Here is a 24,798-nt window from a genome sequence, read left to right as displayed (position 1 = left end):
CACCCCCGCCAGCAGCGCCACCCACAGCTTGCGCTGCACCGCCGCCACCTCCTCCTCGATGTCCTCCACGTACACGCCCGTGCCCAGCACCCAGCCCCAGGGCGCGAAGAGCTTCACGTAGGACACCTTCGGAATGGGCTCGGGCGCGTGCGGGCGCGTGGCCAGGTACTCCACCGCGCCCTCGCCCCGCTGGCGCGCCAGCTCGACAATGTCCACGAACACCCGCTTGCCCGTCGCGTCCTGGTACCCCTTCATGTCCTCGCCGATGCGCCCCGGCAGGTAGGGGTGCATCACCAGGCGCGTGTCCAGGTCGTTGAGCCAGTAGTACTCGCTCCGGGAGTAGCGCAGGCCCTCCAGCAGCTTCGCGGCCGCCTGGTGCGCCTGCTCGGGGGTGAGCTCGCCCGCGCGCACCCGCGCCTCGTAGGACTCGAGGATTCCATGGCCCGCCTCCACCAGCTGGCGCACCGCGCGGATGCGGTCCTCGCGCAATTGCTGGCGGATGGCCGGCAACACGTACCACTGCTGCAACAAGAGCAGCGGCAGCACGGCGATCAGCAGTGCCACGTAGAACTTCGTCAGCAGGCTGCGCCGTCGTCCAAACCCGAACGCCATCACCGCCCAGCCTAGGTCAAACCCGGGCGGATGTTCAGGAACCCACGCTCCGCACGTGCATTCCCCCGGCTGGCCGCGGGCTCAGCACCGGGGCAGGGTGGCGTCGGGCGGGCAGTTCCACTCGGCGTGGCAACACTCGCCGCCCTCGCGGGCGCAGGGCAGCTGGCACGTCTCCACCCAGTCGCACGGGTGGTGGTCCGAGCCCGAGGCCTGGGGCGTGGCGTCGTCCAGGTGCCGCTCCGGCGCCCCGCAGTCCCTCGCGCCCGGCTCGCACAGGGCCCCCGGCCGTGCCTTCTCGCTGGAGAGCGACGCCACCACTCCCACCGGTGCCCCGGTGAGCATGCCCGCCACCACCAGACTGACCATCGTCGCCTTCACGACCACACCCCCGCGCTGATCGCGCTTCCGCGGCCTCTGATGTGTCCATGGCGCGGCGCGGTGCGAAGGGGCCTGACCGGGGAATTCACGATCTCGTCGCCGAACAGGCGAAGCGGCTGTCCGGCCGGTGGCACTCACCCGGGCCGCCAGGGTGGGGCGGGCGGCGGCGGGGGTGGGGCGGCGGTGCAGGGCGAGCACCTGGCGTGGGCACCGGGCACTCCCCCTCCCGCGAGGCGCCACAGGATTTCCCGGTGCAGGTGAGCATCCGGAAGAGCTCGTCCGCCATGCGCCGGCCATGCCGCGCCAGGTTCGGCTCCGTGCCGGAGAGAATCTCGCCTGCCTCAATAGACGATGCCGTCGAACTGCTCGATGACGGCCCGGAGTTCTTCCTCGGTGGTCTCGCGGCGTTTGGCGACGGTCGGGGCGTAGAACGTGACGGCCCTCGTGGAGGGAGGATCCCTGTAGCGCCCCTCCACATAGACTGGGCGAAAGCCTCCCGGCCACTGGACGCTGTTGAGCTCGCGGCTTCTGCGGATGGGGTCCAGGATGGTGAAGCAGGGCCACCTGGGAAAGCGAAGGGTGGCGGGGTCACACCCCATGATGCGGCAGCCATCCAGACGGGCCTCGGTGAAGTCGCAGTCCTCGATGGAGCCCAGTTGGTACTCCGGGTCGCTGCCGTACTCGGGCCAGTAGCCGAAATCGCATCCCCACAGCCGCCCCTTGAACCGGCAGCCCTTGAGCGAAGCACCTATCCATTGCTGGTAGTTCTTCAGCTCCTGCTTCACCTCGAAGGTGCAGTCGATGAAGCGGACACCGTGGATGAACAACTGCCGGGCGGGCACCTTCAGCACGAGGGTGCAGTTCTTCAGTGTCAGGTTGTGGCCCAGGAAGTACATGGAGCCCTTGTCCGTCAGCTCCAGCCGCTCGTTTTCGAGTTGCTGGTCTTCGTAGAAGACCTTCTTGGCGAGCATCCGTCGGTCCTTTCAGAAGGTGAGCATGCGGAAGAACTCGCCCGCCATGCGCCGACCATGACGTGCCAGGTTCGACTCCGTTCCGGAGAGAATCTCGTACTTGTAGCCGGTTGCCGGGTCAATCACGTCGACGCCCTTGTTCAGGTTGAAGTCGTAGAGATGCTTGAATTGTTGGCTCACCCTTTGTTGCACGAAGCGCCCCCGGGCCTCGCGCTCCAACAGGCGCGCCAGCCAATACTCGCCCTCATCCAGAGCCTTCTGGATGGCTTCCGTCTCCTGCTTCGAGAGCCTATCGGGCCCCCACTCCTCAGCGGCCCGGGTGACGGCCTCCTGGAGCGTGTCCCCGACCTTGTCCTCGGCGGGGATGTCCGCGAGCGATTGGCCCCGGCGCAGATGCCAGCGCTGGTGGTCGCTGAGCTCCACCTGCTGGTTGCCGCCCCGGTGGCGGAGGACGGTGCGGGCCGTGCGGCCTCCCGGAGCCTGTGCCGTTGCACCGCCCGTCTTCTTGAGCATCACCACGGCCAGGGGGCCCTGGGGAGATGTCGCCACCGTCTCCGCCGCCGCCACCGCCCGGGCCAACGCTGGCTCCTGCGCCAGGGCCGTCTCCTCCACCACCTCGGGCGCCAGCGCCGCGGCTCCACCCTGCGCCTCCCACTGCAGCTCGGCGAGGCGGAAACCCGGCAGCGACTTCACCTTCGCCGCCACCTCGCCCAACGTACGCCCGGCCAGTGTTGAGACGGCCAGAATCATGGCGCGCGCCGCGTCATCGCCCAGCACCCGGCCAAACTCCTCGCCCGCCGTGCGCAGCTCCTCGAAGGTGGTGGCCTCTCCGGCCGCAATCACCAGGCGGGCCCAGCCGTCCATCAATCCATACACCGTCTCCAATCCCAGCCAGCTCATCAGAATGACTGTCAGGCTGGCGGCCACCAGCTTCGTCGTCGGCTCGGGTACCACCCACAGCATGCAGTACAAGGCCACCGTCCAGACGACCATGGACACGAGCGCCTGTGCGTTGAGCTGGCGGCCCAGCGCTGCCTGCGTCTCCTCCAGCACCCGGCCAAAGGCCAGGGCCAGGGCAAAGGTGCGCCGATCATCCGTGCGCAGGGAGGGCCCATCGTCCAGCAAACCCAGACAGTCGCTCCCGCCCTGGGGCTCGCACCAGTGCAGGTATTGCTGCTCGAGCGTTTCCTCCGCCTCGGGGGTGAGGACTACCGGGCCCGTCTGTCGCTCGGGCACCAGCGTGTAGCCCCGGCCCGCGTACGTCTCCAGGTTCCACTCGCCCGCGCTCTCCACCGTCTCCACCACCGGCGCCTGCCGCTGGCTCAGACGCAGCAGCTCCATCGCGGCCTGGCGTGGCGTGCGGCGTCCCAGGCGCACGTCCTGGCTGAGTCGTTGGAAGGACCGCTGGAACTCCGCCGTGCGGATGGGCACTGGCCGGGTGGCGACCCCCTGGGGCTCCACGAAGCCCACCTCGTACATGGTGGCCGCCCCGAGGCCCGGCTCCCCCGTGCGCTCCCGGGGCGCCGGTGGCGGCGTGAGTGAGGCGTAGCGGTAGCCCGCCGTGAGGCTGCCCCACGGAGCCCTCGTGGCACAGGCCGCCTGGGTGAAGAAGAAGAGCAGCACCCAGGCGCCCAGCGGATGGCGCCACCGTGCCCAGAAGAGGCGTACGCGGGGAAGGCAGGGGGGCACGACGCACCTCCAGCGGCCAGCCGGAACGAAAACGGGATTTCGAAAATGTACAGGAATCGCTCGGGGGGGCCCAAACGTCAGGTAGGCCCGCCATCAGGGGACCCATCAGGCAACGCGAGAGTGCACGAGCACCAGGGCAGGTGCTACGTACCCTTCTTCAGCGCGTAGTCGGCGCCCCCGCAATTGCTCGAGCAGTAAGTGGCGCGGGGCTCCTCGCTCGGGGCCCCGGGCTCACAGCTCCGACAGGAGGCGGCTGAGCTCGTCTGGCTTCACCGGCTTGACGAGGTGCAGGTCGAAGCCCGCCTGGCGCGCGCGGCCCGGGTCCTCCGAGCCGTCGTGGCCCGTGAGCGCCACCAGCCGGATGCCGTGGCCCATCCTCGCCCGCAGCTGCTCGGCCACGCGGTAGCCGTCGAGCCCCGGCAGCCCGAGGTCCACCAGCGCCAGCTCCGGCGTGCGCTGCACCGCCAGCTCCAGCCCGCGCAGCCCGTCCGCCGCCACCTCCACCTTGTGGCCCCACGTCTCCAGCAGCACCTGGAGCGCCTGCCGCGCGTCCGCGTTGTCCTCCACCAGCAGGATGTGCCGCCGCCGCTTCACCAGCTCCGGCAGCACCACGTCCTGCTCGGACTCGGGCACCTGCGGCAGCAGCGGCAGCCACACCACGAACTCGCTGCCCCGGCCCGGGCCGTCGCTGTGCGCCTCCACCCGGCCCTCGTGCATCTCCACCAGGTTGCGCACCAGCGTCAGGCCAATCCCCAGGCCCCCGCGCGCGCGCTCCAGCGACTCGTCCGCCTGCGCGAACAGGTCGAACACCGAGGGCAGCACCTCCGCCCGGATGCCGATGCCCGTGTCCTTCACCCGCACCACCGCCCCCGGCCGGCCGTCGTCCGCCGGGTGGGGCTCCACGCGCACCCAGATGGATCCGTCCGCGTCCGTGTACTTCATCGCGTTGTCCAGCAGGTTGGTGAAGACCTGCTCCAGCCGTGTCGTGTCCGCCTCCATCCACAGCGGCAGCGGCGTCAGGCGCGACTCCAGCTTCAGCCCGCGGCTCTGCGCCTGCGGACGCAGCGCCGTCAGCACCTGCTCCACCACGCCCCGCACGTCCACCCGCCCCTGGCGCAGGCTCACCTTGCCGCGCGTGAGCCGGCTCACGTCCAGCAGGTCATCCACCAGCCGCGCCAGGTGGTTCGTCTGGCGCTGGATGATGGCCACCATCTTCCCGTCCTTGGGGTCCACCGACGCGCGGCGCTCGAGGATGCCCACCGCGGTGGTGATGGCGGCCAGGGGGTTGCGCAGCTCGTGGGCGAGCATCGCCAGGAACAAGTCCTTGCGCCGGTCCGCTTCCGTGAGCTGCTCGGCACGGCGGCGCAGCTCCTGCTCGGCGCGGCGCATGCGCAGGAGCGAGCGCACCGTGGCGATGAGCTCCTCGCGCTCGAAGGGCTCGGTGAGGTAGGCGTCCGCGCCGCCCTCCAGGCCGCGCACCTTCTTGTCCGGCGTCACGTAGGTGGCCGAGGTGTGCATCACCGCGATGGAGGCCGTCTCCGGCCGGGCGCGCAATCGCTTGCAGACCTCGTAGCCGTTGAGGTCCGGCAGCTTCACGTCGAGCACCACCACGTCGGGCCGCGCCTGCTCGGCCAGCCGCAGCGCCTCGTGGCCCGTGGAGGCCTCCAGCACCTGGTAGCCCGCCAGCTTCAGCGTGCGCGTGGTGAGGTAGCGCGTGGCCTCGTCGTCGTTGACGTTGAGGATGGTCGCGGAAACGGTGAGCTCAGCCACGGCGGCCCTCCACCTTGTCGGTGCCAATGCCCGTCTTGTGCAGGGCGTCGCGGATGCGGGTGATGGCGACCTCGCGGCTGAGCGTGTGCTTGGCCAGGATGGTCGCGGTCTCCTTCGCCAGGCGCTGGCGCTCCTCGTCCTGGAGCTGGCGCGAGGTGTGGAGGATGACGGGGATGTCGCGCGTGCGCGGATCCGCCTTGAGCGCGTCCAGCACGTCGAAGGCCGTCATGTCCGGCAGGACGAAGTCCAGGAAGATGAGGTCCGGCGCCGTGTCGCGCGCCAGGCGGAGGCCGTCGGGCCCGTTGGCCGCCTCCTCCAGCACGTAGGGCGTGTCCCGGAGCAGCTGGCGCAGCAGGTAGCGGTGCACGTCGTCGTCGTCGATGATGAGCAGCTTCTGCACCGGGCCGGCGCGCGCCATGGAGGCGAGCTTGCGCAAGAGCTGATCCTCGGCCACCGGCTTGAGCCAGAACTCGTCGGCGCCCAGGGCGCGCGCCTTCTGCTCGCGGTCCATGAGCGTCACCACCATGATGGGGATGTCGCGCGTGGCCTCGTTCGTCTTGAGCTCGGAGAGGAAGCTCCAGCTCGTCTCGCCTTCCAGCATGACGTCCATCACCACCGCGGCCGGACGCACCCGCTGCAGGGTGCGCCGCGCCTCGTCCACCGTGCGCACCGGCAGCACCTGGAAGCCCGAGCGCGACAGGTACTTCTCGTAGAGGAAGAGCGTCTGCCGGTCGTCCTCGAGCACCAGCACCGGCGCGCGGCCCGGCTCCAGGTGCTGGCTGCGCGCGCTGAGGTCCACCATCTCCCGCACCTCGGGGTGCACCCGGGGAAGGGAGAACGTGAAGGTGGAGCCCCGGCCCGGCACGCTGTGCACCGTGAGGCCGCCGCCGAGGAACTCCGCCAGCCGCCGCGACAGTGCCAGCCCCAGGCCCGTGCCCTTCACCTTCTTCTGAAGCGGGCTCTCCACCTGGGTGAACTCCTCGAAGATGCGCTCGTGGTGCTCCGGGGGGATGCCGATGCCCGTGTCGCGCACCCGGAAGCACACCGTGCCCTCGGGGCCGTGCCCGGCGGACACCACCACCTCGCCCTTCTCGGTGAACTTCAGCGCGTTGGACACCAGGTTGCGCAGCACCTGGCTCACCTTGGCCTCGTCCGTCTCCAGCGAGAGGTCCGCCGGCGGCTCCTCGAAGCGCAGCTCCACCTGCGAGTCCGCCGTCACCAGCGGCCGCATCATCCCGCGCAGCGCTCCCAGGATGTCCGGGGCGCCAAAGCGCGTGGGCCGCAGCGTCGTCTTGCCGGACTCCATCTTGGACAGGTCGAGCAGGTCGTTCACCAGCTCGAAGAGCGCCTCGGCCGAGGTGCGCACGAACTGCACCTGCTTCTGCTGCTCGCTGGAGAGGGGGCCGTTGGCGGGGTTGAGCAGCAGCCGGGCCAGGCCGAGGATGGAGTGCAGGGGCGTGCGGAACTCGTGGCTCACGTTGGCCACCACGCGGCTCTTGATTTCCGCCGCGCGCACCAGGCTCTCCGTCTTCTCGTCCAGCTCGGCGTGCAGGGTGATCACGCCGCGGTTGGACTCCTCCAGCTCGCGGTTGAGGCGCAGGAGCTCGTCCGCGCGGCGCTTGAGCTCGCGCTGGTGACGCTCCGCCTCGCGGTGCATGGCGGCCAGCTCGCTCATCGTCTCGCTCACCTGCGAGAGCGACTCGGCGTAGTCCGCGGGCACGAGGCTGCCCACCAGGGCCACGCTCCCCTCGAGCGGGGCGCCCCGGAAGGCGAAGGTGCGCGGTATGCCGCCCACGCACAGGATGACCTCCCAGCGCTCCACCCGCTCGTCGCGCGCCAGGGCGATGAGCCGGTCCACCTTGTCCTCGGTGCCCTGGGCCGCCAGCGCTCGCAGCGCCTGCCCCGGTACCGCCTCCAGCATCCGCCCCGCCCGGTCATCCGCCCAGGTGAGCGTGCCAGACGCATCGCATACCAGCGCCACCTCGCGGCTCAGGAAGTGCCACAGGGACGCCGGTACGGGCGTCGTCATGACTGCTCCTTTTCCAGGGCGGTGAGCCCTGTGGCCACCGTCACGCGGGGCAGCTCCGACACGGAGGGGTTGCGCGCCAGGGCCGCTTCCAGCGCCCGCAGCAGCCCGCGGTAGCTGTACCGCGAGTCGCGCTTCGGCCAGAAGCCCGCGTACCAGCGCGCCTGCTCCGGGAAGAGCCCCGGCCGCTTCGCCCCCAGCGCGTCCATCAAGTAGGACAGTTGCAACAGCAACTCGTCTTTCAGTCGGATTTCCTGCCCAGGCGTGGGGGCGCCCTCGCGCTCGGACAGCTCGCGCAGGGCCTCGCGCACCAGCTCGCTCTGGAGGGCGTGCACGGCGCGCGCGGGCTCGTCGGGCCATTGCAGGGCGGCCTCGGCCGCGCGCAGGTACTCGAGCGCCAGGGGCGGCTGGGTGAGGCCCTCGCGCACCAGCGCGTCGTACAGCCCCTGGAAGTGCGCGGCGATGTGGCGCGAGCTCATGCCTCGCGGCACCAGCAGCCCCTGCAGCCAGCGCGCGTAGCGCTCCATCACGCCCGCGTCCTTCGCGTCCAGCGCCTGCACCAGGTAGCGCACGTGGAAGACGGCGTCCTCGCCGCCGAAGCGCCGCGCCCGCTCCTCGCCATAGCGGGCGAACCAGAAGGGATCGTCGTAGAGGTGCGCGACGGACGCCTCGGCCAGGCGCTGGGTGCGGCCCTCCACCTCTCTCGCCAGGGACCGCATGCCTAGACCTCGAACATCCTGCAGGCCGCCGCCACCAGCTCGCGCGCGTCCTTGCCGAAGAAGGGGACTCCCAGATCCGCCTCCAGCCCGGGCATCCAGGTGAAGGCCAACCCCCCTACGACCATGGGCAGCAGCGGCAACGTCTCGCGCACCGCCACCACCGCCTTGCGCAACGCGGGCACGTGGTACGTCATGGTGACCGAGAGCGCCAGCAAATCAGGCCTCGTCCCCACCACCTCGCGCACCAGGTGTTCGGTGGGCACGTTGGCCCCGAGGAAGCGCACGTCGAAGCCCGCCATCTCCAGGAAGTCGCTGGCCATGCGCGCCCCCAGCTCGTGCAGCTCCCCCTCCACGCACGAGAGCAGCACCGTGCGTCCGTTGGGCGGGTCTCTCTGCAGGTGCCGGTAGAGGTGCGAGAGGGCGAGCTGGGAGATGGCCGTGGCCAGGTGCTCCTGCGCCACCGAGATGTGGTTCTCCTGCCACAGCCGGCCGATCTCCCACTGCGCCTTCTGGATGACCTCCAGGTGCAGGGAGGGAACGGGAACGCCGCGCAGCAGGCCCTCGTCCACGAGGAGGCGGAGGGCCTCGCGGCGGTTACCCGCGAGCTGGGCGGAGAGGTACGAGTCGCGGAGCGCGACGAGGGTGTCTGTGTTCACGGGGAAGCGGGCAAGGCGCTGGGGGGGCGGCGCGGGTGGGCAGGCTATCCGGGTCGTCCTCTCCATAGAAGTGGAAGCCTGGGAGCGCCATGTGAACTCAACACCGCATCGGGCCGGAGTAGGCCCGGCGGGTGTGAATCCCCACTCGGAGTCCGGGCGCGCAGGGACGAAAGAAGGGGCAGCCGGTAAAAACGACCGGGTGCGGGAATGGGCGGTGACAGTCCGGCGCGGGGCCGGTGTTCCCTTCCGCGTAGGAGGCCTCATGCGTTTCCCCTCTCGCATCCCCCACTGGCTTCTCGAGCGCATCGCCCTGGGTGAGCTGCCCGCCGCGGAGCTCGCCTCGGCTCGGACCCGCCTCCTCCAGGAGCCGGACGGCGCGGCCCGGCTCGCCGCGCTCGAGGCCGACACCGCCGCCACCCTCGCGCGGCACCCGTCGGCCGGAGTGGCTCGCGAGGTGGCTTCGCGACTGCGCGTCCGGCGCGCGCGGGGGGAGCGTGCGGCCCGGCGCTTTCTTCCCGCCTTCGCCCTCGTTCCGGCGCTCGCGGCCGCGGCCCTCGTCCTCGTGGCGCGGCCCCGGGTGGAGACGCCGGTGGGCGTGGCGCCGGAGGGCGAGGTGACGCGCGTGAAGGGCCTCTCGCCCCACCTCACCGTGCACCGCCAGCACGCCGAGGCCGCCGAGGCGCTCGTGGACGGAGCGCTCGCGGCCCCCGGGGACGTGGTGCAACTGGCGTACGTGGCCGCGGGGCGGGCCCACGGCGTCATCCTCTCGGTGGACGGGCGCGGCACCGTGACGCTGCATGCCCCCGAGGCGGGTGCCACCTCGGTGCCGCTCGCGCCCTCGGGCACCCACGCGCTGCCCGGCGCCTACGCCCTGGACGACGCCCCCGGCTTCGAGCGCTTCTTCCTCGTCACCGCGGAGGCCCCCTTCGCCCTGGAGGAGGTGCTCGCCGCCGCCCGCTCGCTCGCCGCCAGGCCCCAGGCTCGCACCTCGCCACTGCCCCTGCCTTCGCGGTACACGCAGACGTCCTTCACGCTGGAGAAGTCCTCGCCATGAGAGCCACGTTCGTCCTCCTCGGCCTCCTGCTCGCCGCGCCCGCCCTGGCGCAGACGGGCACGGTGCGGCGGCTCGCGCTCCTCGTGGGCGTCAACGATGGCGGCCCCGAGCGCGTGCGTCTGCGCTACGCCGTGTCGGACGCGAAGTCCTTCGACAAGGTGCTCGGCGAGCTGGGGGGCGTGGCGGCCAATGACAGGCGCCTGCTGGTGGACGCGGGGCGCGCGGAGCTGATGGGGGCGCTCGGGGAATTGCGCCAGCGCACCGAGGCGGCCCGCGCTTCCGGGGCCTCGCGCGTGGAGGTGCTGCTCTACTACTCGGGGCACTCGGACGAGGAGGGTCTGCTCCTCAAGGGCGAGCGCCTGGACTACGGCGAGCTGCGCCGCGCCCTCAACGCGCTGCCCGCGGACGTGCGCATCGCCGTGCTGGACAGCTGCGCCTCGGGCGCCTTCGCGCGCACCAAGGGCGGCACCCGCCGGCCCGCCTTCCTCGTGGACACGGGCAACAAGGTGCGCGGCCACGCCATCCTCACGTCCTCCAGTGAGGACGAGGCCTCGCAGGAGAGCGACAGGCTGGGCGGCTCGTACTTCACCCACCACCTGCTCTCGGGGCTACGCGGCGCGGCGGACGCCACGCACGATGGGCGCGTCACCCTCAACGAGGCCTACCAGTTCGCCTTCCACGAGACGCTGGCCCGCACCGAGAAGACGCGCGGCGGCGCGCAGCACCCCGCGTATGACATTGAATTGGCGGGCTCGGGCGACTTGGTGATGACGGACCTGCGGGCCACGTCGGCGGGGCTCTACCTCACCGACGCGCTGGAGGGCCGGCTCTTCGTGCGCGACGAGGCGGGCACGCTGGTGGTGGAGCTGCAGAAGCAGCCGGGCCGGCCCACGGAGCTGGGACTGGCGCCCGGGCGCTACCACGTGCGGCGCGAGCTGGAGAGCGGGGCCTCGGAGGCGGCCTTCTCGCTGGTGGAGGGACAGCGCACGCCGCTGGTGCCCGCGGACTTCCGGGCGCTCGCGCTGGAGGCCACGGTGTCGCGCGGCGGTGGGCCCGAGGGAGTGGAGTCCGAGGCCGCCGGGCCCGAGTTGCTGGCCTCGGCCGATGAGCTGGCGGTGGCGGCACTGGCGGGGGCGCCAGGCGTCGAGGCCATGAGGGCTCCGCTGGGGGCGCCGTCAGTGTCGGCGGTCGCGGTGGGTGGGCGGCGCGAGCGGGTGCTGGTGCCGCTGTCGGTGGGGCTGATTCCGCCGCTGAGCACGAATGCGATGCGGGCGCCGGGGCAGGTGGTGGAGAACCAGTTCGCGTTCGGCGGGGTGAACGGGGGCGCGGCGGTGCGGGGCGCGGCGGTGTCGCTGCTGGCCAACTGGTACGACGAGGAGGCGCACGGCCTGCTGTTGTCGCTGGGCACCAACGTGGTGCGCGGGGAGGGGAGCGGGCTGCTGGCCTCGCTGGGCGGCAACGTCACCAGCGGAGGCATGGAAGGGCTGCAAGTGGCGATGGGGGGGAACGTGGCGGGCGGGGACGTGAAGGTGGGGCAGCTCGCGATGGGCGCCAACGTGGCGGCGGGCTCGGTGTGGGGCGTGCAGCTGGCGGTGGGCGGCAACGTGACGGCGGGGAGCCTCTCGGGCATCCAGGGCTCCACGGGCCTCAACGTGACGCGAGGCGATGTCGCGGGCCTCCAGGGGGCCATGGGCGGCAACGTGGCGGGCGGCTCGGTGCGGGGCGTGCAGGGGGCGCTGGGCTTCAACCGCGCGAGCGACGTGACGGGCCTGCAGGTGTCCCTGCTCAACGTGGGCGGCGACGTGACGGGCCTGCAGTTCGGCCTCATCAACGTGGCGCACGTGGTGACGGGCATGCAGGTGGGCCTGGTGAACGTCTCCGAGGAGGTGAAGGGCCTGCCGCTCGGGCTGCTCACCTTCGAGAAGAAGGGCCAATTCCACGTGGAGGCCTGGTCGAGCGATATCCAGCTCACCAACCTCGGCGTGAAGTTCGGCGGCAAGTACATGTACACGACGCTCTTGGGAGGGATTGGCCCGGATGACCGGTTGCAACGCTTCAGCCTGGGCCTGGGGCTGGGGCTGCACCTGCCGGTGTGGGGCGAGCGGATGTGGCTGGACGGGGACGTGGTGGGCAGCGCGGTGAATCGCGTGAGGGACCCGTTCGGCGGCAGCGCCAACCTGTTGGCGCAGGGGCGGCTGATGCTCGGGGTGCAGCTCTTCGAGCGCTTCGCCCTCTTCGGCGGGCCCACCTACAACGTCTACTTCGCCTGGCGCGAGGAGGACCGCTTCAAGCTCACCACCCTGCCGGTGCGCGAGCGGGCCACCACGCAGGGCGCGATGCAGTACTGGCCCGGCGTGCAGCTCGGCGTGAGGATTTGACCCGTGCTTTCAGGGACGTCGCCGCTGGCGCTCGCGAAGTAGCCGAGCGCGCGAGGGCTCGAGGCGTTCAGCTTGCCTCGCCATCAGGACTGGCGAGAACGACGACATAGCCGTCCAGGTCCTCGAGCCAGATCTCCCGGTGTTGCGGAGCGGGGTTGACGTGCGGCTCTTCAATCACCCGCGCGCCCAGACGTCTCACGCGTTCGACGGCGGCATCGAAGTCGTCGATCTCGAACCAAAGAAGGACGCCATGGCCGTGCGGTGCCCGATCGGCGCCCATCAAATTGGGGTGCTCCTCGGCATCCCAGAGATGCAGTTGGAGGACGAGGGTCTCTCCACTCCACAGGCGGTCATAGAAGAGCCGGTGGGGATGGTCCGGGTCGCCCCCGTGCAACTGCAGCAGCGTCTGGTACCACGCGCTGCTGGCCTTCACATCCTTCACCGCAATCAGCGGCTGAGGCCTGACCGTGAGTCGACTGGGTGGACGCATCGAGAGCTCGGGAGGAGAGAAACGCGCGACGTGGCGTTCTCCGCCGACCCTAGCATACAAACGGCTGTGAACCCGGCCTGGTCCGGCGTGACGGCCCGCGCGCGGTCTCTCCACCTCATACGCCTCGTTGCGCGGTGTCCGGTCCGCGCGTATGGAGTGGAGCGCAGGCCCGCTTGGAGAGCTCCCCATGACGATATCGATGTATCAGGCGTCCGTCCCTGTCTTCTCCCATGTGCTGGAGAGTCTGTCGGCGATCCTCGACAAGGCGTCGGCGTACGCCGAGGCGAAGAAGATCGAGCCCTCCGCGCTCATCCAGTCCCGGCTGAAGCCCGACATGCAGCCGTTCTCGTTCCAGATCAAAATGGCGGCCTTCGCGGCGCACAACACCGTAGCGCGGCTGGCGGGACTCCAAGAGATCGGCGTTCAGGACAACGACACCACCTTTCCCGAGCTCAAGGCACGCATCGACAAGACGCTGGCCTTCCTGAAGACGGTGAAGCCAGAGCAACTGGAGGGGAGCGAGGAGCGCACCATTCAGTTGAAGATGGGCCCCCGTGAGGTGGCCTTCAAGGGGCAGGCCTACCTGCTGCACTTCGCGCAGCTCAACTTCTTCTTCCACGTCACCACGGCCTACGCCCTGTTGCGCCATAACGGCCTGGACCTTGGCAAGCGCGACTTCATCGGCCAGGTCATCACCGGATAAGCGTTGGCGGTGTCCCCAAAGGAGGAGGCGGGCTGGAAGTCGCACGACTGGGAGCCGCTGGCGAAGTATCTCGCGGGCTGAGCCCTCAGCCGGTGGTCAGGGCCCCGCTCGCATCCGTGGTGAGTCCCGGAGGCAGGGCGTCTTCCAACTCCAGGCGGGTTTCCACCTCGGCGAGGAAGTCGTCCAGCGCGGTGTTGAAGGCCTCGGGGGCATCCATCATGAGCCAATGGCTCACATTCTGGAGCACCTCCACCCGAATGCTCCGCACGCGCCGGTGCAGGGCGGTGTCCCCGAGCCAGTCGAGCGTCGATTCCGCCGAGAGGCTCAGCACGGCGCCTGGGTAGCGCGAGAGCAATTCCTCCGGCGCGTAGTCGAGCAGGCTCCACATCGCGGAGACCGCCACCTCGCGCGGCGTCGCGAACAGCGAGTCGAGCACCGCCTGGCGTGTCTGGGGCCTCGCTCCGCGCAGCATCGGCTCGAACACCTCGAGCCGCGCCGACTCATAGTTCTCCGGACTCATCCGCTCGCGCATGGCGTCGAGCACCTCGGGAGGCTGTCCCCTGGGGCTCGGGCCCGGGTCACCGAGCACCAGCCCCGCCACCCGTCCGGGGTGCCGTGTCGCGTACTCGAGCACCACCGCGCAGCCGAAGCTGTGCCCCACCAGCACGAAGCGCTCGAGGCCCAGCGCGTCCGCCACCGCGCCCACGTCGTCCGCGAAGTCCCGGAAGTGGTAGCGGCCCGAGGCGTCCAGGTCCGACTCGCCCATGCCCCGCAGGTCGAAGGACACACTGCGCCGCGCCAGGTGCGCCTGCTGCGCCGCCCACTGCGTCCGGTTGCCGCTGCTGCCGTGCACGAAGAGGACGGGGAGCCCACCCCTGCCCGCCATGGTAACGGCCAGCCGGCCAGCCGCTCCCTGAATCATCCGCGTCGAGAAGCTCATGGGGGGAAGGTAGTCATCCGCCCGGGTGCGGGGATCAGGGGTGGCCCTCCCCGGCCAGGGGTCCTCCGCCGAGCCCTCCCTCGTGACGGGGGCCAGGAGGTCTGCGCTATGCTGCCGTCCGGCCATGCGCCAGGCCGGCCCATTCCACGCCGGCCGTTCCTCACACCCAGGGGGGTACCCGTTGAGAGGCAAGACTCTACTCGCGTCCTTCGTCACGCTGATGTTCATGGGCGGCTTCGTCTTCACGACGTTCGTCGCCGCCGCTCTCGCCTCGCGGCAGGACTCGGCCCCGATGGCCCTGCTGCTGGCCACCGGGTTCACGGTGGCTTGGGCCTTCCTCTCCTGGCTCGTCTCCCCGTGGATCATGGACCTGTCGCAGCGCTGGCTGTACTCGGCCAAGAACATGACGCTCGATGAGCTGCGCGCCGAGCGCCCCGCCGTGGCGGACTTCGTCGAGCGCGTGTGCCAGAAGCACGGCATCCGCACGCCGCGCCTCAAGTTCATCGACGACCTGACGCCGCAGGCCTACTGCTACGGCAGCCATGGCAACAACGCGCGCCTCGTCACCACCCGGGGCCTGCTGCACTACCTGGATGACGAGGAGCTGAAGGCCGTCTACGGCCACGAGCTGGGCCACATCATCCACCGCGACTTCATCGTGATGACGCTGGCGGCCACGCTGCTCAACATCCTGTGGACCCTCTACGTGGTGGCCAAGAACATCCGCGGCAAGAACAACTCGCGGCCCGCCATGCCGCTGGCGCTCGTGGCGCTGCTGTTCTGGTGGGTGTCCCAGTACCTGCTCATGTACCTGTCGCGCACCCGCGAGTATTACGCGGACGAGTTCGCCGCCGAGGAGACGGGCAACCCCAACGCCCTATCCCTGGCGCTGGTGAAGATCGCCTACGGCATCTCCCGGCTGGAGAAGACGCCCTTCACGGAGAAGTTCCTCGGGGGCACGCGCGCCCTGGGCATCGCGGACCCCAAGTCCGCCGCCAGCACGGGCTTCGCCTTCCACGTCGCCAACAGCGCGCCGGCCACCCCCGCCCCCGCCTACGCCGCCCAGGGCTCGGCGGCCGTGGCGCTCCCCATGCCGGACCTGGACGCCGCCTCCTCGAGCGTCGCCGTCTCGCTCGAGGGCGTGCGGCGCATCGAGAAGGTGATGCTCTTCGACCTGTACAACCCGTGGGCCACGGTGAACGAGCTGAGCTCCACCCACCCGCTGACGGGCAAGCGCATCCGCGCGCTCGGCGAGCAGGCCTCGCACCAGGGCCAGCGTCCGCTGCTGTCGCTCGACAAGGTGGACATGTACGGCCGCGAGCTGGACATGCAGCGCATGTACGGCACCTTCTTCCTGGAGCTGGCCGTGTACTTCGCGCCGCAGTTGCTCGGCGTGCTCTTCCCGCTGGCCGCCCTGGCGAGCCTCATCCTGGGCCACGCGGGGCTCAGTGGTGCGCTGCTCGCGCTGACCGTGTTTGGCATTGGCCTGGGAATGACCCTCAAGGGCTTCTACAGCTTCGGCGCCACGGGCGAGGCCCAGGCCTCGACGGTGCTGGAGCTGATGAGCGACCCGTACGCCTCGCCCCTCAAGGGCCGGCCGGTGATGCTCGAGGGCACGGTGGTGGGCCGCTCCGACGCGGGCAACAAGCTCGACGAGGACATGACGCTGGAGGACAACGGCGGAGGTCTCATCCGGCTCAACTACGAGTCGCCGTTCGGGCCGCTGGGCAACTGGTGGTTCGCCGCGCGGCGCGTGGGCAAGCTGAGCCAGCAGCGCGTGCACGTGGTGGGTTGGTTCCGCCGCGGCGTGTCCCAGCAGGTCGACCTGAAGCGCGTCCGCACCGAGGCGGGTGAGGACATCTCCTCCTGGACCGGCCTGTGGGGCCGGGCGGGCGGCGTGGTGGTGCTGCTGGTGGGCCTGGTCATCGGCGTGCTCGCGCTCGCGTCGTAGGCCATGCGCCTCTTCTCGCTGTTGGGATTGTTGGGCGGCCTGTTCCTCGTGGGATGGGTCGCCCTCGCTGTCTTCTTCTGGCGCCGCGAGAAGGCGGCCAGCCGGCGCCACAAGGAGCAGCTGCGGCTGCTCGGCTCGGAGGAGATTCTCTCCCGCGCGATGAACTGGGGCTCCATGAGCCGCCACGCGGACGTCCCCGCCGTACGCCAGTTCCGCTCCCTGCTCGAGCAGCACCGCTACGCCGAGCTGCTCGAGGGCTGGCGCGCCCTCACCTCGTCCCTGTTCGCCCTGGAGGAGCACGTCTCGGCCGGAAGCTCCCTGCTCTACGACAGCGACCTCTTCCGCGACCTGCACGACTACGTCGAGGTCCTCCACGAGCGCCAGCAGCGCGGGGAGTGAGTCGCGTTAGGGTGCGAGCGCATGCTCTCCTCGCGCCCGCTCCTCGCGTCCCTCGCGCTGCTGTGTCTCGCGGCGTGTGCCTCCGCTCCCTCCGCTTCCGTCGCTTCCGTCACGCCGCCGCCCGCGCCCGTCCATGCCTCCGTGCCGCCCTGCTCGGGGTGGCGCGCGTGTCTCGCGGCGTGCTCCTCCGGTGGTGCCCGCGCGTGCACGCTGTCGGCGGATGGGGTGCGCCATGGCTCGGGCATCGCGAGGGATGTGCCCCGCGCCGCGCGGCTCTACCGTCAGGCCTGTGAGGCTCGCGATGGGCTCGGGTGTGCCGGGCTGGGCTGGGTGTCCCAGGGGCCCGAGGCGGAGGACGCCTTCCGCCGCGCGCGTCCGTTGCTCGAGGCCGCCTGCGCGCTCGACGATGCCGAGGCGTGTGTCTCCGCGGGCTCCCTGCTCCTGGAGGGCCGGGGCGGCACCGTGGAGGCCCGTGAAGGAGAAGCGCGGCTGCGCCGGGGGCTGGAGCTCCTCTCCGCCTCGTGCCAGTCCGGAGTGGGGGCCGCGCGTGTCCGGGCCGCTTCCCTCTTCGAGGCCGGGCCCGTGCCCGTGCGGGATGACTCGCGCGCGCTCGTGTCCCTGCGGCGGGCCTGTGACGCCGGAGTGCCCGGGGGGTGCTCCGCGCTCGCGCTGCGCTACCTGACGGGCCGGGGCGTGGAGCCGGACAGGGCCCGTGCGCTCGCCCTCTATGGCCAGGTGGCCGAGCACTACCGCGCCTCGTGCGAGGCCGGTGAGCCCTCCGCGTGCGCCGAGCTCGGACAGGCCCTCGCATTGGGGCAGGGCGGCCCCGCGAACCCGGCGCGGGCGCTCGGCTTCCTGCGCAAGGCGTGTGAGGGGGGAGAGGCCTCTTCGTGTCTGCGAGGCGCCGGGCTGCTGCGCCAGGGCGCCGAGGGCCTTCCCGTGGATTCCGCGGGGGCCGCGTCGCTCGAGTCCCGGGCCGAGTCGCTGCTCGACGAGAGCTGCCGCGCGGGCAGTGGTGTGGATTGTCTCGCGCTCGCCGAGCGGGTACCCCCCGAGCGGGCCCGGGTGCTGAGGGCCCGGGCATGTGAGTTGGGGCACTCGCGCGCGTGCGAGGCGAATCGCTGAGCGGCGGGTCCGCGTCTCTGTTCTCCTCGGGACGCGGACCCTCGGGGGTGTTTCGTCTACAGGCTGTCCAGGAACGCCTGGAGCTGGCGCTTCTCCTCGGCCGACAGTCTCACGTACGCGTCGCGCGACCACTGGCCCTCGCCCCCGTGCATGAGGATGGAGTCCTCCACGGTGTCCGCCGAGCCGTCGTGCAGGTAGCGCTGCTTGTGCCGCAGGCCCCACAGCGGTGTCGTGCGCCACATCCTCCCCGACGACCTCCCCATCGGCCGCACGTCCTCCAGCCCCGGCCCCATGTCGTGCGTGAGCAGGTCGCTGTAGGGCTTCAGCGTCTTGTCACTCAGCGCCTCCACCCGCTGCACCGTCCCGTCCGGCCACGGTGCGTAGTAGTCCTTCACCGTCCTCAGCTCCTCCCGGTGACAGTCGGCGCAGCCCGCCTTGTGGAAGACGGCCTCGCCCCGGAGCACCTCGGGGGTGAGGGGCCCTCGCTCCGGTGCCGCCAGGAAGGCCTGGAAGTAGTAGAGCGACAGCGACAGCTGGCTGTTCACGTCATTGGGCTGGTGATTGATGCGGCACTCGGGCGGCGGCTGCGCCCCGTTCGGCGTGTTCTCCCGGGGCCAGAAGGGCGAGGTGACACCCAGCTCGGTGTTGAAGGGCTCGTTGGTGAACTGGAAGAGCGTCGGCACCTGCGCCTTCCACCCGAAGCGCCCCACGCGCGCCGCGCCAATGGGCTGCACGCGCCCGCCGTCCAGGTTGAAGGCCCGCAGCTTCCCCAGGCCCTCCAGCTCCGTGCCCCAGTTGGCCACACCGAAGACGCCCGGGGACTTCCACTTCTGCGCTCCCTCCCAGGTGCGGAGGTCCGCGTCGCTCACCGCGTCCAGCAGCCCGAAGCCGAACACCGGCGGCGTGTGCCGCAAGCTCGTGCCCACCCCGGGCTGGTTCAGCGGAATCACATCCGGCTCGAGCTGGCACGCCGAGCCGCCCGGCAGGTGTTTGATGGACTTGTGCTGCTGCACCGGGCCGCCAAGCTCGAGCGCCTGGAAGAACTGGTCCCCGCTGCGGAGGGTGTAGTGAGTCACGTTCTCGGACGTGTCCGGGTGGCCGCCTCCCGTCGCGGGCGAGATGTGGCACGTGACGCACGCCTGCGCGCGGAACAGGGGGCCCAGGCCCTCGGCGGGGAGGAAGTCGTGCTCGAAGAGCGCCTTGCCCTCCTGGAACTTCAGCAGCTCGTCCGGAGTCAGCCCCGGCAGCGGGGCTCCCGCGGGCGCGGTGACGCGGGACGGGGCGAGCAGCGCCTCGGAGGTGTCCTCCTGGGCGAGCGCCGGAGTGGCCAGGGCGAGCACGACGGCGGACAGCAGCGCGGAGCGCGAGGAAGTCGGAAGCTTCATGGTCGGGTCCTCGCTCACTGCGCGGCGCAGCGGTTGTAGTAGGCCGGCGTGTAGCCCGGCTGGATGCGCGTGGCGCACGTCTGCTTCAAGGACAGCGTGCCGTTGAAGGGATTGGTCTCGTAGCCCCTGGGCTTGGCGTTGGGGTACCCGCCGCTCCAGCCAATCATCGGGTTGTCCCGGCTCAGCAGGTACGCGGGCTTGGGGTCCGGCTCCAGGCTGGTGGCGACCACCATGCCGTACCCGCTCCAGATGCTCTGCAGTACCTGGTCGAAGCTCATCGCCAGCGACACGGGCAGCCCGCCGTTCGTGTAGTAGGGCCCGTACTCGTCCGGCTTGCACAGGCTGTAGGGCACGTACGAGAAGTAGACGCCTCCCTTTCCCTGCTCATCGAGCATCTGATCGTAGCGGAACACGAAGCGCGCGCTCGCCGTGCCGTCCGGCCTGCCCTCGAAGAGCGGCGTGCTCGTCATGTGCATGGTGGCGATGGGCACCGGGATGCTATTGGGCGGCGGCCCGCCGGGGATGTCGTACTCGCTGCCGATGAGCCGCAGCGTGGTGGCGTCGTAATAGAACGTGGTGTCGAAGTTCAGCATCCGCCCCACGAACCAGAACTGCCACTTGCCGTCGTGCACCTCGAGGGGGAAGCGGTTGTAGGGCGTGGAGACGTCCACCGGGCGCGTGAAGGACATGCGGTAGGGCAACCCGTCGAACTCCGCCTCCAGCACCACCTCGTTGCGGCGCTTGGAGTACGTGATGCGCGCCTTCGCCTTCGCCTCGGGCCGGCACATCTCCGGCTCCTCGAGGAGGACCTCGGTGGGCGCCGCGCCGCCGGTAACCATCAGAATCTCGAAGCCGCCCTCGTCGGGGGGCGCGTAGACGTAGCGCTGCTCGATGGTGGAGATGCCCGTGGGTGTGCGGGGCACGAGCGGCGCGGGCGTGGTGGCCAGTGCCAGGACTCCCCAGAGCGCTCCCACGATGGACAGACCGCGGACGGCGGTGACGACGATGGACATCCAGACCCCCCTCTAGGGTTCTTGAAACTTCATAGGACCTAACAGGAGGGTCTGACGCGCTTCAAGGCGCGGCGAGTCACATGCCCCGCTCGGGCGCCGGGGCTCTGGATGCATTCATTGTCACGCCAAGGGCCGGGCTCAGACGAGCGGGCCCTGCGCGGGCGCCGCGGGGAGCACGAGCGTGACGGTGGTGCCCACGCCCTCGTCGCTGTGCAGGGAGATGGAGCCGCCATGGTCCTCGATGACGCGGTGGCAGATGGCCAGCGACAGGCCCTTGCCCGTCCACTGCTGCTTGGTGGTGAAGAAGGGGTTGAAGATGCGCTCGAGGTGCTCGCGGGGAATGCCCCGGCCCGAGTCCCGCAGCTCCACCCGCACCAGCTGAGCGTCCACCACGTGCGTGGCGAGAGAGAGCGTGCGCTCGGGCCTGTCCCTCAGCGCATTGAGGGCATTGGCCAGCAGCCGGCCGAAGACGTCGCCCAGCGCCTGCGTGTCGCCGAGCACCTTCACCTCGCCGGGGTGGAAGCGGCAGTCCACGCGCACCCCGTCGCGCGACAGCTCCGCGCCGCGCGACTCCAGCAGGCGATGCAACATCTTGTGGAGGTCCAGCGGGGCGCGTCCCGGTTGCTGGCGCTCGGAGAGCAGCTGCAGCTCGCGCACGATGGTGGCGATGCGCTGCGCCTGCTGGTGCACGGTGGAGAGCATCCGGCGCGAGGGGTCATCCTCGGGCAGGTCGAGCAGCATCAGCTGCACGTTGCCGAGGATGGCGGCGAGCGGGTTGTTCATCTCGTGCGCCATGCCGGCCGCCAGGTCTCCCATGGCCGCCAGGCGTTGGCCGCGCGAGAGCTGCGCCTGGGTTTGTTTGAGCTCGCGGGTGCGCTCCTCCACCTGGGCGGCGAGTTGCTCGTTGAAGCCCAGCAGCTCGCGGTGGGCCGCTTCCAGCGCGTGCCCCATGTCGTTGAAGGCGCGCGCCAGGTCCCCCAGCTCGTCCCGGCGCTCGAGGGTGAGCCGATGGCCGAGCTCGCCCCGGGCCAGTGCGCGTGCGCCCCCGGCCAGGTGGGCGATGGGGCGGGCGAGGGCCCGGGCCAGCAGCGGTGCCAGCACCAGCACGCACACCAGCGTGAGGCCCAGCACCTCGAAGGTGCTCCGCGTCAGCGCATGCAGCGGGGCGAGCGCGGCCTCGCGCGGGCGGGCCACCACCGCCACCCAGCCCAGCTCCGGCACCGGGCTGTAGGCCGCCAGCCACGCGTGCCCGTTCTCCTCGTAGTGCCCCAGTCCCGGGTGGCGCGCGCCCCGGGCGGCGGGCAGCTTCGTGGAGAAGTCCTCCGAGGTGGGCGCGTGCGTCGCGTCCCCGTCCAGCAGCAGCCGTGCCTGCCCATCCAGCAGGAAGACGCGCTCGTCGCGCTCGCCCCGGGAGGCCAGGCGTTGGGAGAGCTCCTCCAGGCCCAGCTCGGCGGCGAGCCCCCCGCCCCGTCCTCCGGGCGCGAGCGCCGCCACCACCACGGCGGGCCGCTGGCGCACGGCGGTGAGGTAGGGCGCGGACACGGCGTACGCGCGGCCCTCGGGCACCTGGGAGAGCAGCTGCGTGGCCCGGTGGTGGAAGTCCGCCACCTCCTCGGCGCCGACGGTGTCGTGGCGGCGGAATTGCGGCTCCTGCCGCGCGAAGGCCTCCGGGTCGTCCACGAAGACGGAGGCCGTCAGGCGGGCCTGGGCGTCGAAGAGGCCCACCTGGGCGATTCTGTCCCGGCGCAGGAAGACGCGGGTGAGGAACTCCTGCGCCTCGGCGGGCCCGAGCGTGCCGGGGTCCTGGTGCAGGAGCGCGCCCTCGAGCTCCGTGGCGAGGGAGAGGACGTGGGTGGCGGCGTTCTCCGCCTCGGCGAGCGCGGTGCGCCGGTGCTGTTCCGCCACCGCCTGCGCCAGGGCCCGCTCCGCGCCCCGCCAGGCCAGCAGGCCCGTGGCCAGCGTGGGCACCGCGGCGATGGCGACGAGCAGCAGCAGCAGCCGGGAGCGGATTCTCATGGAGACGAGCTTAGTCTCCGAGGAGCCACGGCAGGGCCAGCACGAATCGGGACGCGCTCCCCCGGTGTAGGTGGGGCGGGACTACTTGCCCTCGACGACCTTGCTGACGCGCAGGAGGGTGGCGGCGCCGGCGGGGCCCGCGTTGGGCACGGTCTCCACGGTGGCCTCGACCTTGATGCCGGGGTGGAAGTGGGTGCCTTCCAGGATGGCGACGCGCTTCTCATCCGAGAGGCCGAGCGCCGACATGTCCACGTCGGTGACCTTCATGCCCTCGTCGTCGGGCTTGTCCGCGCGGGTGGCGATGAAGGCGGGGCAGGGGGCGGCCATGCAGCGCACGCCGCTGTCGCGCACGAAGTAGACGGCGGGCCCACGCGGGGCGGGGGCGGCGGTGCCACCGGACTCGGCCGGGGCGGTGGCGCCGCCAGACGTGGGGAGGGGCTTGTCGGCGGGAGGAGTGTCCATCTGGGCGGAGGGGGTGCCACCGGACTCGGCGGGGCGGGCTTCGGGGTTGGTGCGGCTGCTGCAGCCGGCGAGCAGGCCGAGCGCGACAAGGGCGGAGAGGAGGGGCCGACGCAGGGTCATGGTTTCGAGCTCCGGGAAGGGATGCGGCAGTCTCGCCGCCTCCCGGGGGTGTTACCACTTCCCGACGCGCCGCGGCCCCGGTTATTCGGGGGCCCGGCGCACCGGCTCATTCGTAGGCCGGAGCGGAGAGGCCATCGGCGAGCAGCTGCTCCTGGGGCTCGAAGACGAGGGCGGCCGAGTTGATGCAGTAGCGCAGCCCGGTGGGGCCGGGTCCGTCGTCGAAGACGTGGCCCAGGTGGGCGCCGCAGCGGTTGCAGACAACCTCCGTGCGGGCGTGGAGGAAGGTGCGATCGTCATGGTGGTTGACGTGGCTGGGGGTGATGGGGCCCCAGAAGCTGGGCCAGCCGGTGCCCGAGTCGAACTTCGCCTTCGAGGAGAAGAGGGTGCAACCGCAGCCGGCGCACGAGTAGACGCCCTGGCCGTGGTGGTCCCAGAAGGCGCCGCTGAAGGGGGTTTCGGTGCCCTTCTGACGCATCACCCGGTACTGCTCCGGGCTGAGCTGCTCCCGCCACTCGTCGTCGGTCTTGTAGACCCTGTCGTGCATGGCGCCGCCTCCTGTCTCGACCCTCCCTAGTAATGGGGGCGGGGGTCGCGGGAAGCAGCGAGCGGCTGGTGGGTCGGTAGGAGAAGGTGCGACCCGGAGCGCTGGAGCCAGGGAGGGGGTGCAAGTCCTCGGCTCCCCGTATGCTGAACGGCTCAGCATGACCGCAAACGTCAGGTTCGTTGACGGCTCCGCCCCCCCGGGCTACATCCGACTCGGGCGGTTGCACTGCCGCCGTTCTTTCCTGTCCCCCTGGTTGTTCAAGGACCCCCCGAGATGGAATTCCGCATCGCCGCCGACGAGCTGAAGAAGGCCCTCTACCGCGCCCAGGGCATCGTGGAGCGCAAGACGACGATGCCCATCCTCGCCAACGTGCTCGTCACGGCGCACAAGACGGGGGTGACCGTCACGGCGTTCGACCTGGAGATCGGCATCGTCTCCGAGCACCCCGCCGAGGTCATCAAGCCCGGCGCCGTCACGCTCAGCGCCAAGTACGTCTTCGACATCGTCCAGAACCTCCCGGACGCCCACGTCACGCTCAAGAAGCTGGCGAACAACTACGTCGAAATCTCCAGCGGCTCGGCGCACTTCAAGATCGTCGGCACCGCGCCCGAGGAGTACCCGAAGCTGCCCCGCGAGGAGAACGCCCCGCTGGTGCAGGTGATGGGCAACACGCTCCTGGAGATGATCAAGAAGACGCAGTTCGCCATCTCCACGGACGAGACGCGCTACATCCTCAACGGCGTCTATTTCGAGCCGCAGGCGGGTGGCAAGGTGCGCATGGTGGCCACGGACGGCCACCGGCTCTCGCTCATCGAGCGCGAGCTGCAGGGCGACTTCAAGCTCAAGGGGGGCGTCATCATCCCGCGCAAGGGCCTGCTGGAGCTCAAGCGGCTGCTGGACGAGGCGCCGGACGCGGAGTGCCACCTGGGGTTCGCGGAGAACTCGGCGCTCTTCAAGAAGACGGGCCTCACCATGGTGATGCGGCTCATCGACGGCCAGTTCCCCGAGTACCAGCGCGTCATCCCCAAGGAGGGCGAGAAGGCGGTGCTGGTGCCCAAGACGCGGCTGCTCGAGGGCCTCAAGCGCATTGCCCTCTTGAGCGCGGACAAGAGCTACGCGGTGCGCGTCGGCCTGGCGGAGAACCAGCTGCTCATCACCGCCAACAACCCGGACCTGGGCGAGGCCAAGGACGCGCTGGACATCGCCTACCGGGGCACGGCCATCACCATCGGCTTCAACGCGCGCTACCTCATCGACGTGCTCACGGTGACGGACACCGACGAGGTGGCCTTCGAGCTGGGTGACGAGCACAGCCCGGGCGTGCTGCACGCGCCGGGGGACCGCAGCTTCACGGCCGTGGTCATGCCCATGCGCGTCTGAGCCCTTTTACGTCCCCG

The 24,798-nt window shown here is 70.8% G+C and carries 22 protein-coding genes; 7 read left to right on the top strand and 15 right to left on the bottom strand.

The genetic code is table 11. From position 1 onward, the window contains the following. From ACJ8AN_RS36285 to ACJ8AN_RS36250, 8 genes are all read right to left on the bottom strand, one after another. Positions 1-612 (bottom strand): cache domain-containing protein (locus tag ACJ8AN_RS36285; RefSeq protein WP_407760163.1); only part of this gene is annotated, 612 nt, incomplete at its 3' end. Between the two features lie 81 nt (positions 613-693). Further along, entirely contained in the window at positions 694-990 is a 297-nt protein-coding gene (locus tag ACJ8AN_RS36280) for a hypothetical protein (protein ID WP_407760162.1), read from the bottom strand. A gap of 341 nt (positions 991-1,331) precedes the next feature. Further along, positions 1,332-1,961, bottom strand: coding sequence for a hypothetical protein (locus tag ACJ8AN_RS36275; protein WP_407760161.1), 630 nt, complete (start codon positions 1,959-1,961; stop codon positions 1,332-1,334). A gap of 12 nt (positions 1,962-1,973) precedes the next feature. After that, complete coding sequence (locus ACJ8AN_RS36270; RefSeq protein WP_407760160.1) at positions 1,974-3,650, bottom strand: hypothetical protein; 1,677 nt, start codon at positions 3,648-3,650, stop codon at positions 1,974-1,976. 231 nt (positions 3,651-3,881) lie between these two features. Continuing rightward, complete coding sequence (locus tag ACJ8AN_RS36265; protein WP_407760159.1) at positions 3,882-5,420, bottom strand: response regulator; 1,539 nt, start codon at positions 5,418-5,420, stop codon at positions 3,882-3,884. Continuing rightward, positions 5,413-7,449, bottom strand: coding sequence for an ATP-binding protein (locus ACJ8AN_RS36260; protein ID WP_407760158.1), 2,037 nt, complete (start codon positions 7,447-7,449; stop codon positions 5,413-5,415). Before ACJ8AN_RS36260 ends, ACJ8AN_RS36265 begins: the two co-directional genes overlap by 8 nt. Next, complete coding sequence (locus tag ACJ8AN_RS36255) at positions 7,446-8,165, bottom strand: hypothetical protein (RefSeq protein WP_407760157.1); 720 nt, start codon at positions 8,163-8,165, stop codon at positions 7,446-7,448. Before ACJ8AN_RS36255 ends, ACJ8AN_RS36260 begins: the two co-directional genes overlap by 4 nt. A gap of 2 nt (positions 8,166-8,167) precedes the next feature. After that, positions 8,168-8,821: a B12-binding domain-containing protein gene (locus tag ACJ8AN_RS36250; RefSeq protein ID WP_407760156.1), complete on the bottom strand. Its 654-nt coding sequence runs from the start codon at positions 8,819-8,821 to the stop codon at positions 8,168-8,170. 262 nt (positions 8,822-9,083) lie between these two features. On the opposite strand from ACJ8AN_RS36250, the gene ACJ8AN_RS36245 reads away from it, so the two are divergent. Together ACJ8AN_RS36245 and ACJ8AN_RS36240 are read left to right on the top strand one after the other, a co-directional pair. Then, entirely contained in the window at positions 9,084-9,875 is a 792-nt protein-coding gene (locus ACJ8AN_RS36245) for an ActD-like protein (RefSeq protein WP_407760155.1), read from the top strand. Further along, positions 9,872-12,253, top strand: coding sequence for a caspase family protein (locus ACJ8AN_RS36240; RefSeq protein ID WP_407760154.1), 2,382 nt, complete (start codon positions 9,872-9,874; stop codon positions 12,251-12,253). Before ACJ8AN_RS36245 ends, ACJ8AN_RS36240 begins: the two co-directional genes overlap by 4 nt. A gap of 67 nt (positions 12,254-12,320) precedes the next feature. Here the strand turns inward: ACJ8AN_RS36240 and ACJ8AN_RS36235 are convergent, their stop codons facing one another. Then, complete coding sequence (locus ACJ8AN_RS36235) at positions 12,321-12,695, bottom strand: VOC family protein (RefSeq protein ID WP_407760153.1); 375 nt, start codon at positions 12,693-12,695, stop codon at positions 12,321-12,323. Positions 12,696-12,930: 235 nt separating this feature from the next. Here ACJ8AN_RS36235 and ACJ8AN_RS36230 point away from each other — a divergent pair, with 235 nt between their 5' ends. Then, positions 12,931-13,446 carry a DUF1993 family protein gene (locus ACJ8AN_RS36230; protein WP_407760152.1) on the top strand — a complete coding sequence of 172 codons (516 nt, stop codon included), beginning with the start codon at positions 12,931-12,933 and terminating at the stop codon, positions 13,444-13,446. A gap of 85 nt (positions 13,447-13,531) precedes the next feature. On the opposite strand, the gene ACJ8AN_RS36225 is transcribed toward ACJ8AN_RS36230, so the two are convergent. Then, positions 13,532-14,386, bottom strand: coding sequence for an alpha/beta fold hydrolase (locus ACJ8AN_RS36225; protein WP_407760151.1), 855 nt, complete (start codon positions 14,384-14,386; stop codon positions 13,532-13,534). Positions 14,387-14,567: 181 nt separating this feature from the next. On the opposite strand from ACJ8AN_RS36225, the gene ACJ8AN_RS36220 reads away from it, so the two are divergent. Genes ACJ8AN_RS36220 through ACJ8AN_RS36210 form a run of 3 tightly spaced genes read left to right on the top strand, consistent with a single transcriptional unit; the run spans position 14,568 to position 17,861 of the window. Beyond that, complete coding sequence (locus ACJ8AN_RS36220) at positions 14,568-16,337, top strand: M48 family metalloprotease (protein ID WP_407760150.1); 1,770 nt, start codon at positions 14,568-14,570, stop codon at positions 16,335-16,337. 3 nt (positions 16,338-16,340) lie between these two features. Beyond that, on the top strand, positions 16,341-16,736 hold the full coding sequence (locus ACJ8AN_RS36215) for a hypothetical protein (RefSeq protein WP_407760149.1): 396 nt from the start codon (positions 16,341-16,343) through the stop codon (positions 16,734-16,736). Between the two features lie 21 nt (positions 16,737-16,757). Beyond that, complete coding sequence (locus ACJ8AN_RS36210; RefSeq protein WP_407760148.1) at positions 16,758-17,861, top strand: tetratricopeptide repeat protein; 1,104 nt, start codon at positions 16,758-16,760, stop codon at positions 17,859-17,861. A 56-nt stretch (positions 17,862-17,917) separates the two neighbouring features. Here the strand turns inward: ACJ8AN_RS36210 and ACJ8AN_RS36205 are convergent, their stop codons facing one another. From ACJ8AN_RS36205 to msrB, 5 genes are all read right to left on the bottom strand, one after another. Further along, positions 17,918-19,246 (bottom strand): di-heme oxidoredictase family protein, encoded by a 1,329-nt coding sequence (locus ACJ8AN_RS36205; RefSeq protein WP_407760147.1) that lies wholly within the window; start codon positions 19,244-19,246, stop codon positions 17,918-17,920. A gap of 14 nt (positions 19,247-19,260) precedes the next feature. Then, positions 19,261-20,259, bottom strand: coding sequence for a hypothetical protein (locus ACJ8AN_RS36200; RefSeq protein ID WP_407760146.1), 999 nt, complete (start codon positions 20,257-20,259; stop codon positions 19,261-19,263). 138 nt (positions 20,260-20,397) lie between these two features. Continuing rightward, complete coding sequence (locus tag ACJ8AN_RS36195) at positions 20,398-22,275, bottom strand: ATP-binding protein (RefSeq protein ID WP_407760145.1); 1,878 nt, start codon at positions 22,273-22,275, stop codon at positions 20,398-20,400. A gap of 81 nt (positions 22,276-22,356) precedes the next feature. Beyond that, positions 22,357-22,857, bottom strand: coding sequence for a hypothetical protein (locus ACJ8AN_RS36190; protein WP_407760144.1), 501 nt, complete (start codon positions 22,855-22,857; stop codon positions 22,357-22,359). A 106-nt stretch (positions 22,858-22,963) separates the two neighbouring features. Beyond that, entirely contained in the window at positions 22,964-23,401 is a 438-nt protein-coding gene (gene msrB, locus ACJ8AN_RS36185) for a peptide-methionine (R)-S-oxide reductase MsrB (protein WP_407760143.1), read from the bottom strand. Between the two features lie 273 nt (positions 23,402-23,674). Here msrB and dnaN point away from each other — a divergent pair, with 273 nt between their 5' ends. Beyond that, the gene (gene dnaN / locus ACJ8AN_RS36180) at positions 23,675-24,781 is read left to right on the top strand and encodes a DNA polymerase III subunit beta (RefSeq protein WP_407760142.1); all 1,107 of its coding nucleotides are present in this window, start codon (positions 23,675-23,677) and stop codon (positions 24,779-24,781) included. Positions 24,782-24,798: the final 17 nt, after the last annotated feature.

This window comes from Archangium sp. (genome assembly GCF_045802675.1).
Taxonomy (GTDB): domain Bacteria; phylum Myxococcota; class Myxococcia; order Myxococcales; family Myxococcaceae; genus Archangium.
This window is presented reverse-complemented; position numbering and strand designations above follow the sequence as displayed.

Coding starts and splice junctions, on each gene's coding strand:
- ACJ8AN_RS36230 (WP_407760152.1), top strand. CDS start 12,931: ATGACGATATCGATGTATCAGGCGTCCGTCCCTGTCTTCTCCCATGTG.
- ACJ8AN_RS36255 (WP_407760157.1), bottom strand. CDS start 8,165: ATGCGGTCCCTGGCGAGAGAGGTGGAGGGCCGCACCCAGCGCCTGGCC.
- ACJ8AN_RS36190 (WP_407760144.1), bottom strand. CDS start 22,857: ATGACCCTGCGTCGGCCCCTCCTCTCCGCCCTTGTCGCGCTCGGCCTG.
- ACJ8AN_RS36225 (WP_407760151.1), bottom strand. CDS start 14,386: ATGAGCTTCTCGACGCGGATGATTCAGGGAGCGGCTGGCCGGCTGGCC.
- ACJ8AN_RS36275 (WP_407760161.1), bottom strand. CDS start 1,961: ATGCTCGCCAAGAAGGTCTTCTACGAAGACCAGCAACTCGAAAACGAG.
- ACJ8AN_RS36215 (WP_407760149.1), top strand. CDS start 16,341: ATGCGCCTCTTCTCGCTGTTGGGATTGTTGGGCGGCCTGTTCCTCGTG.
- ACJ8AN_RS36260 (WP_407760158.1), bottom strand. CDS start 7,449: ATGACGACGCCCGTACCGGCGTCCCTGTGGCACTTCCTGAGCCGCGAG.
- msrB (WP_407760143.1), bottom strand. CDS start 23,401: ATGCACGACAGGGTCTACAAGACCGACGACGAGTGGCGGGAGCAGCTC.
- ACJ8AN_RS36245 (WP_407760155.1), top strand. CDS start 9,084: ATGCGTTTCCCCTCTCGCATCCCCCACTGGCTTCTCGAGCGCATCGCC.
- ACJ8AN_RS36205 (WP_407760147.1), bottom strand. CDS start 19,246: ATGAAGCTTCCGACTTCCTCGCGCTCCGCGCTGCTGTCCGCCGTCGTG.
- ACJ8AN_RS36240 (WP_407760154.1), top strand. CDS start 9,872: ATGAGAGCCACGTTCGTCCTCCTCGGCCTCCTGCTCGCCGCGCCCGCC.
- dnaN (WP_407760142.1), top strand. CDS start 23,675: ATGGAATTCCGCATCGCCGCCGACGAGCTGAAGAAGGCCCTCTACCGC.
- ACJ8AN_RS36210 (WP_407760148.1), top strand. CDS start 16,758: ATGCTCTCCTCGCGCCCGCTCCTCGCGTCCCTCGCGCTGCTGTGTCTC.
- ACJ8AN_RS36195 (WP_407760145.1), bottom strand. CDS start 22,275: ATGAGAATCCGCTCCCGGCTGCTGCTGCTGCTCGTCGCCATCGCCGCG.
- ACJ8AN_RS36200 (WP_407760146.1), bottom strand. CDS start 20,259: ATGTCCATCGTCGTCACCGCCGTCCGCGGTCTGTCCATCGTGGGAGCG.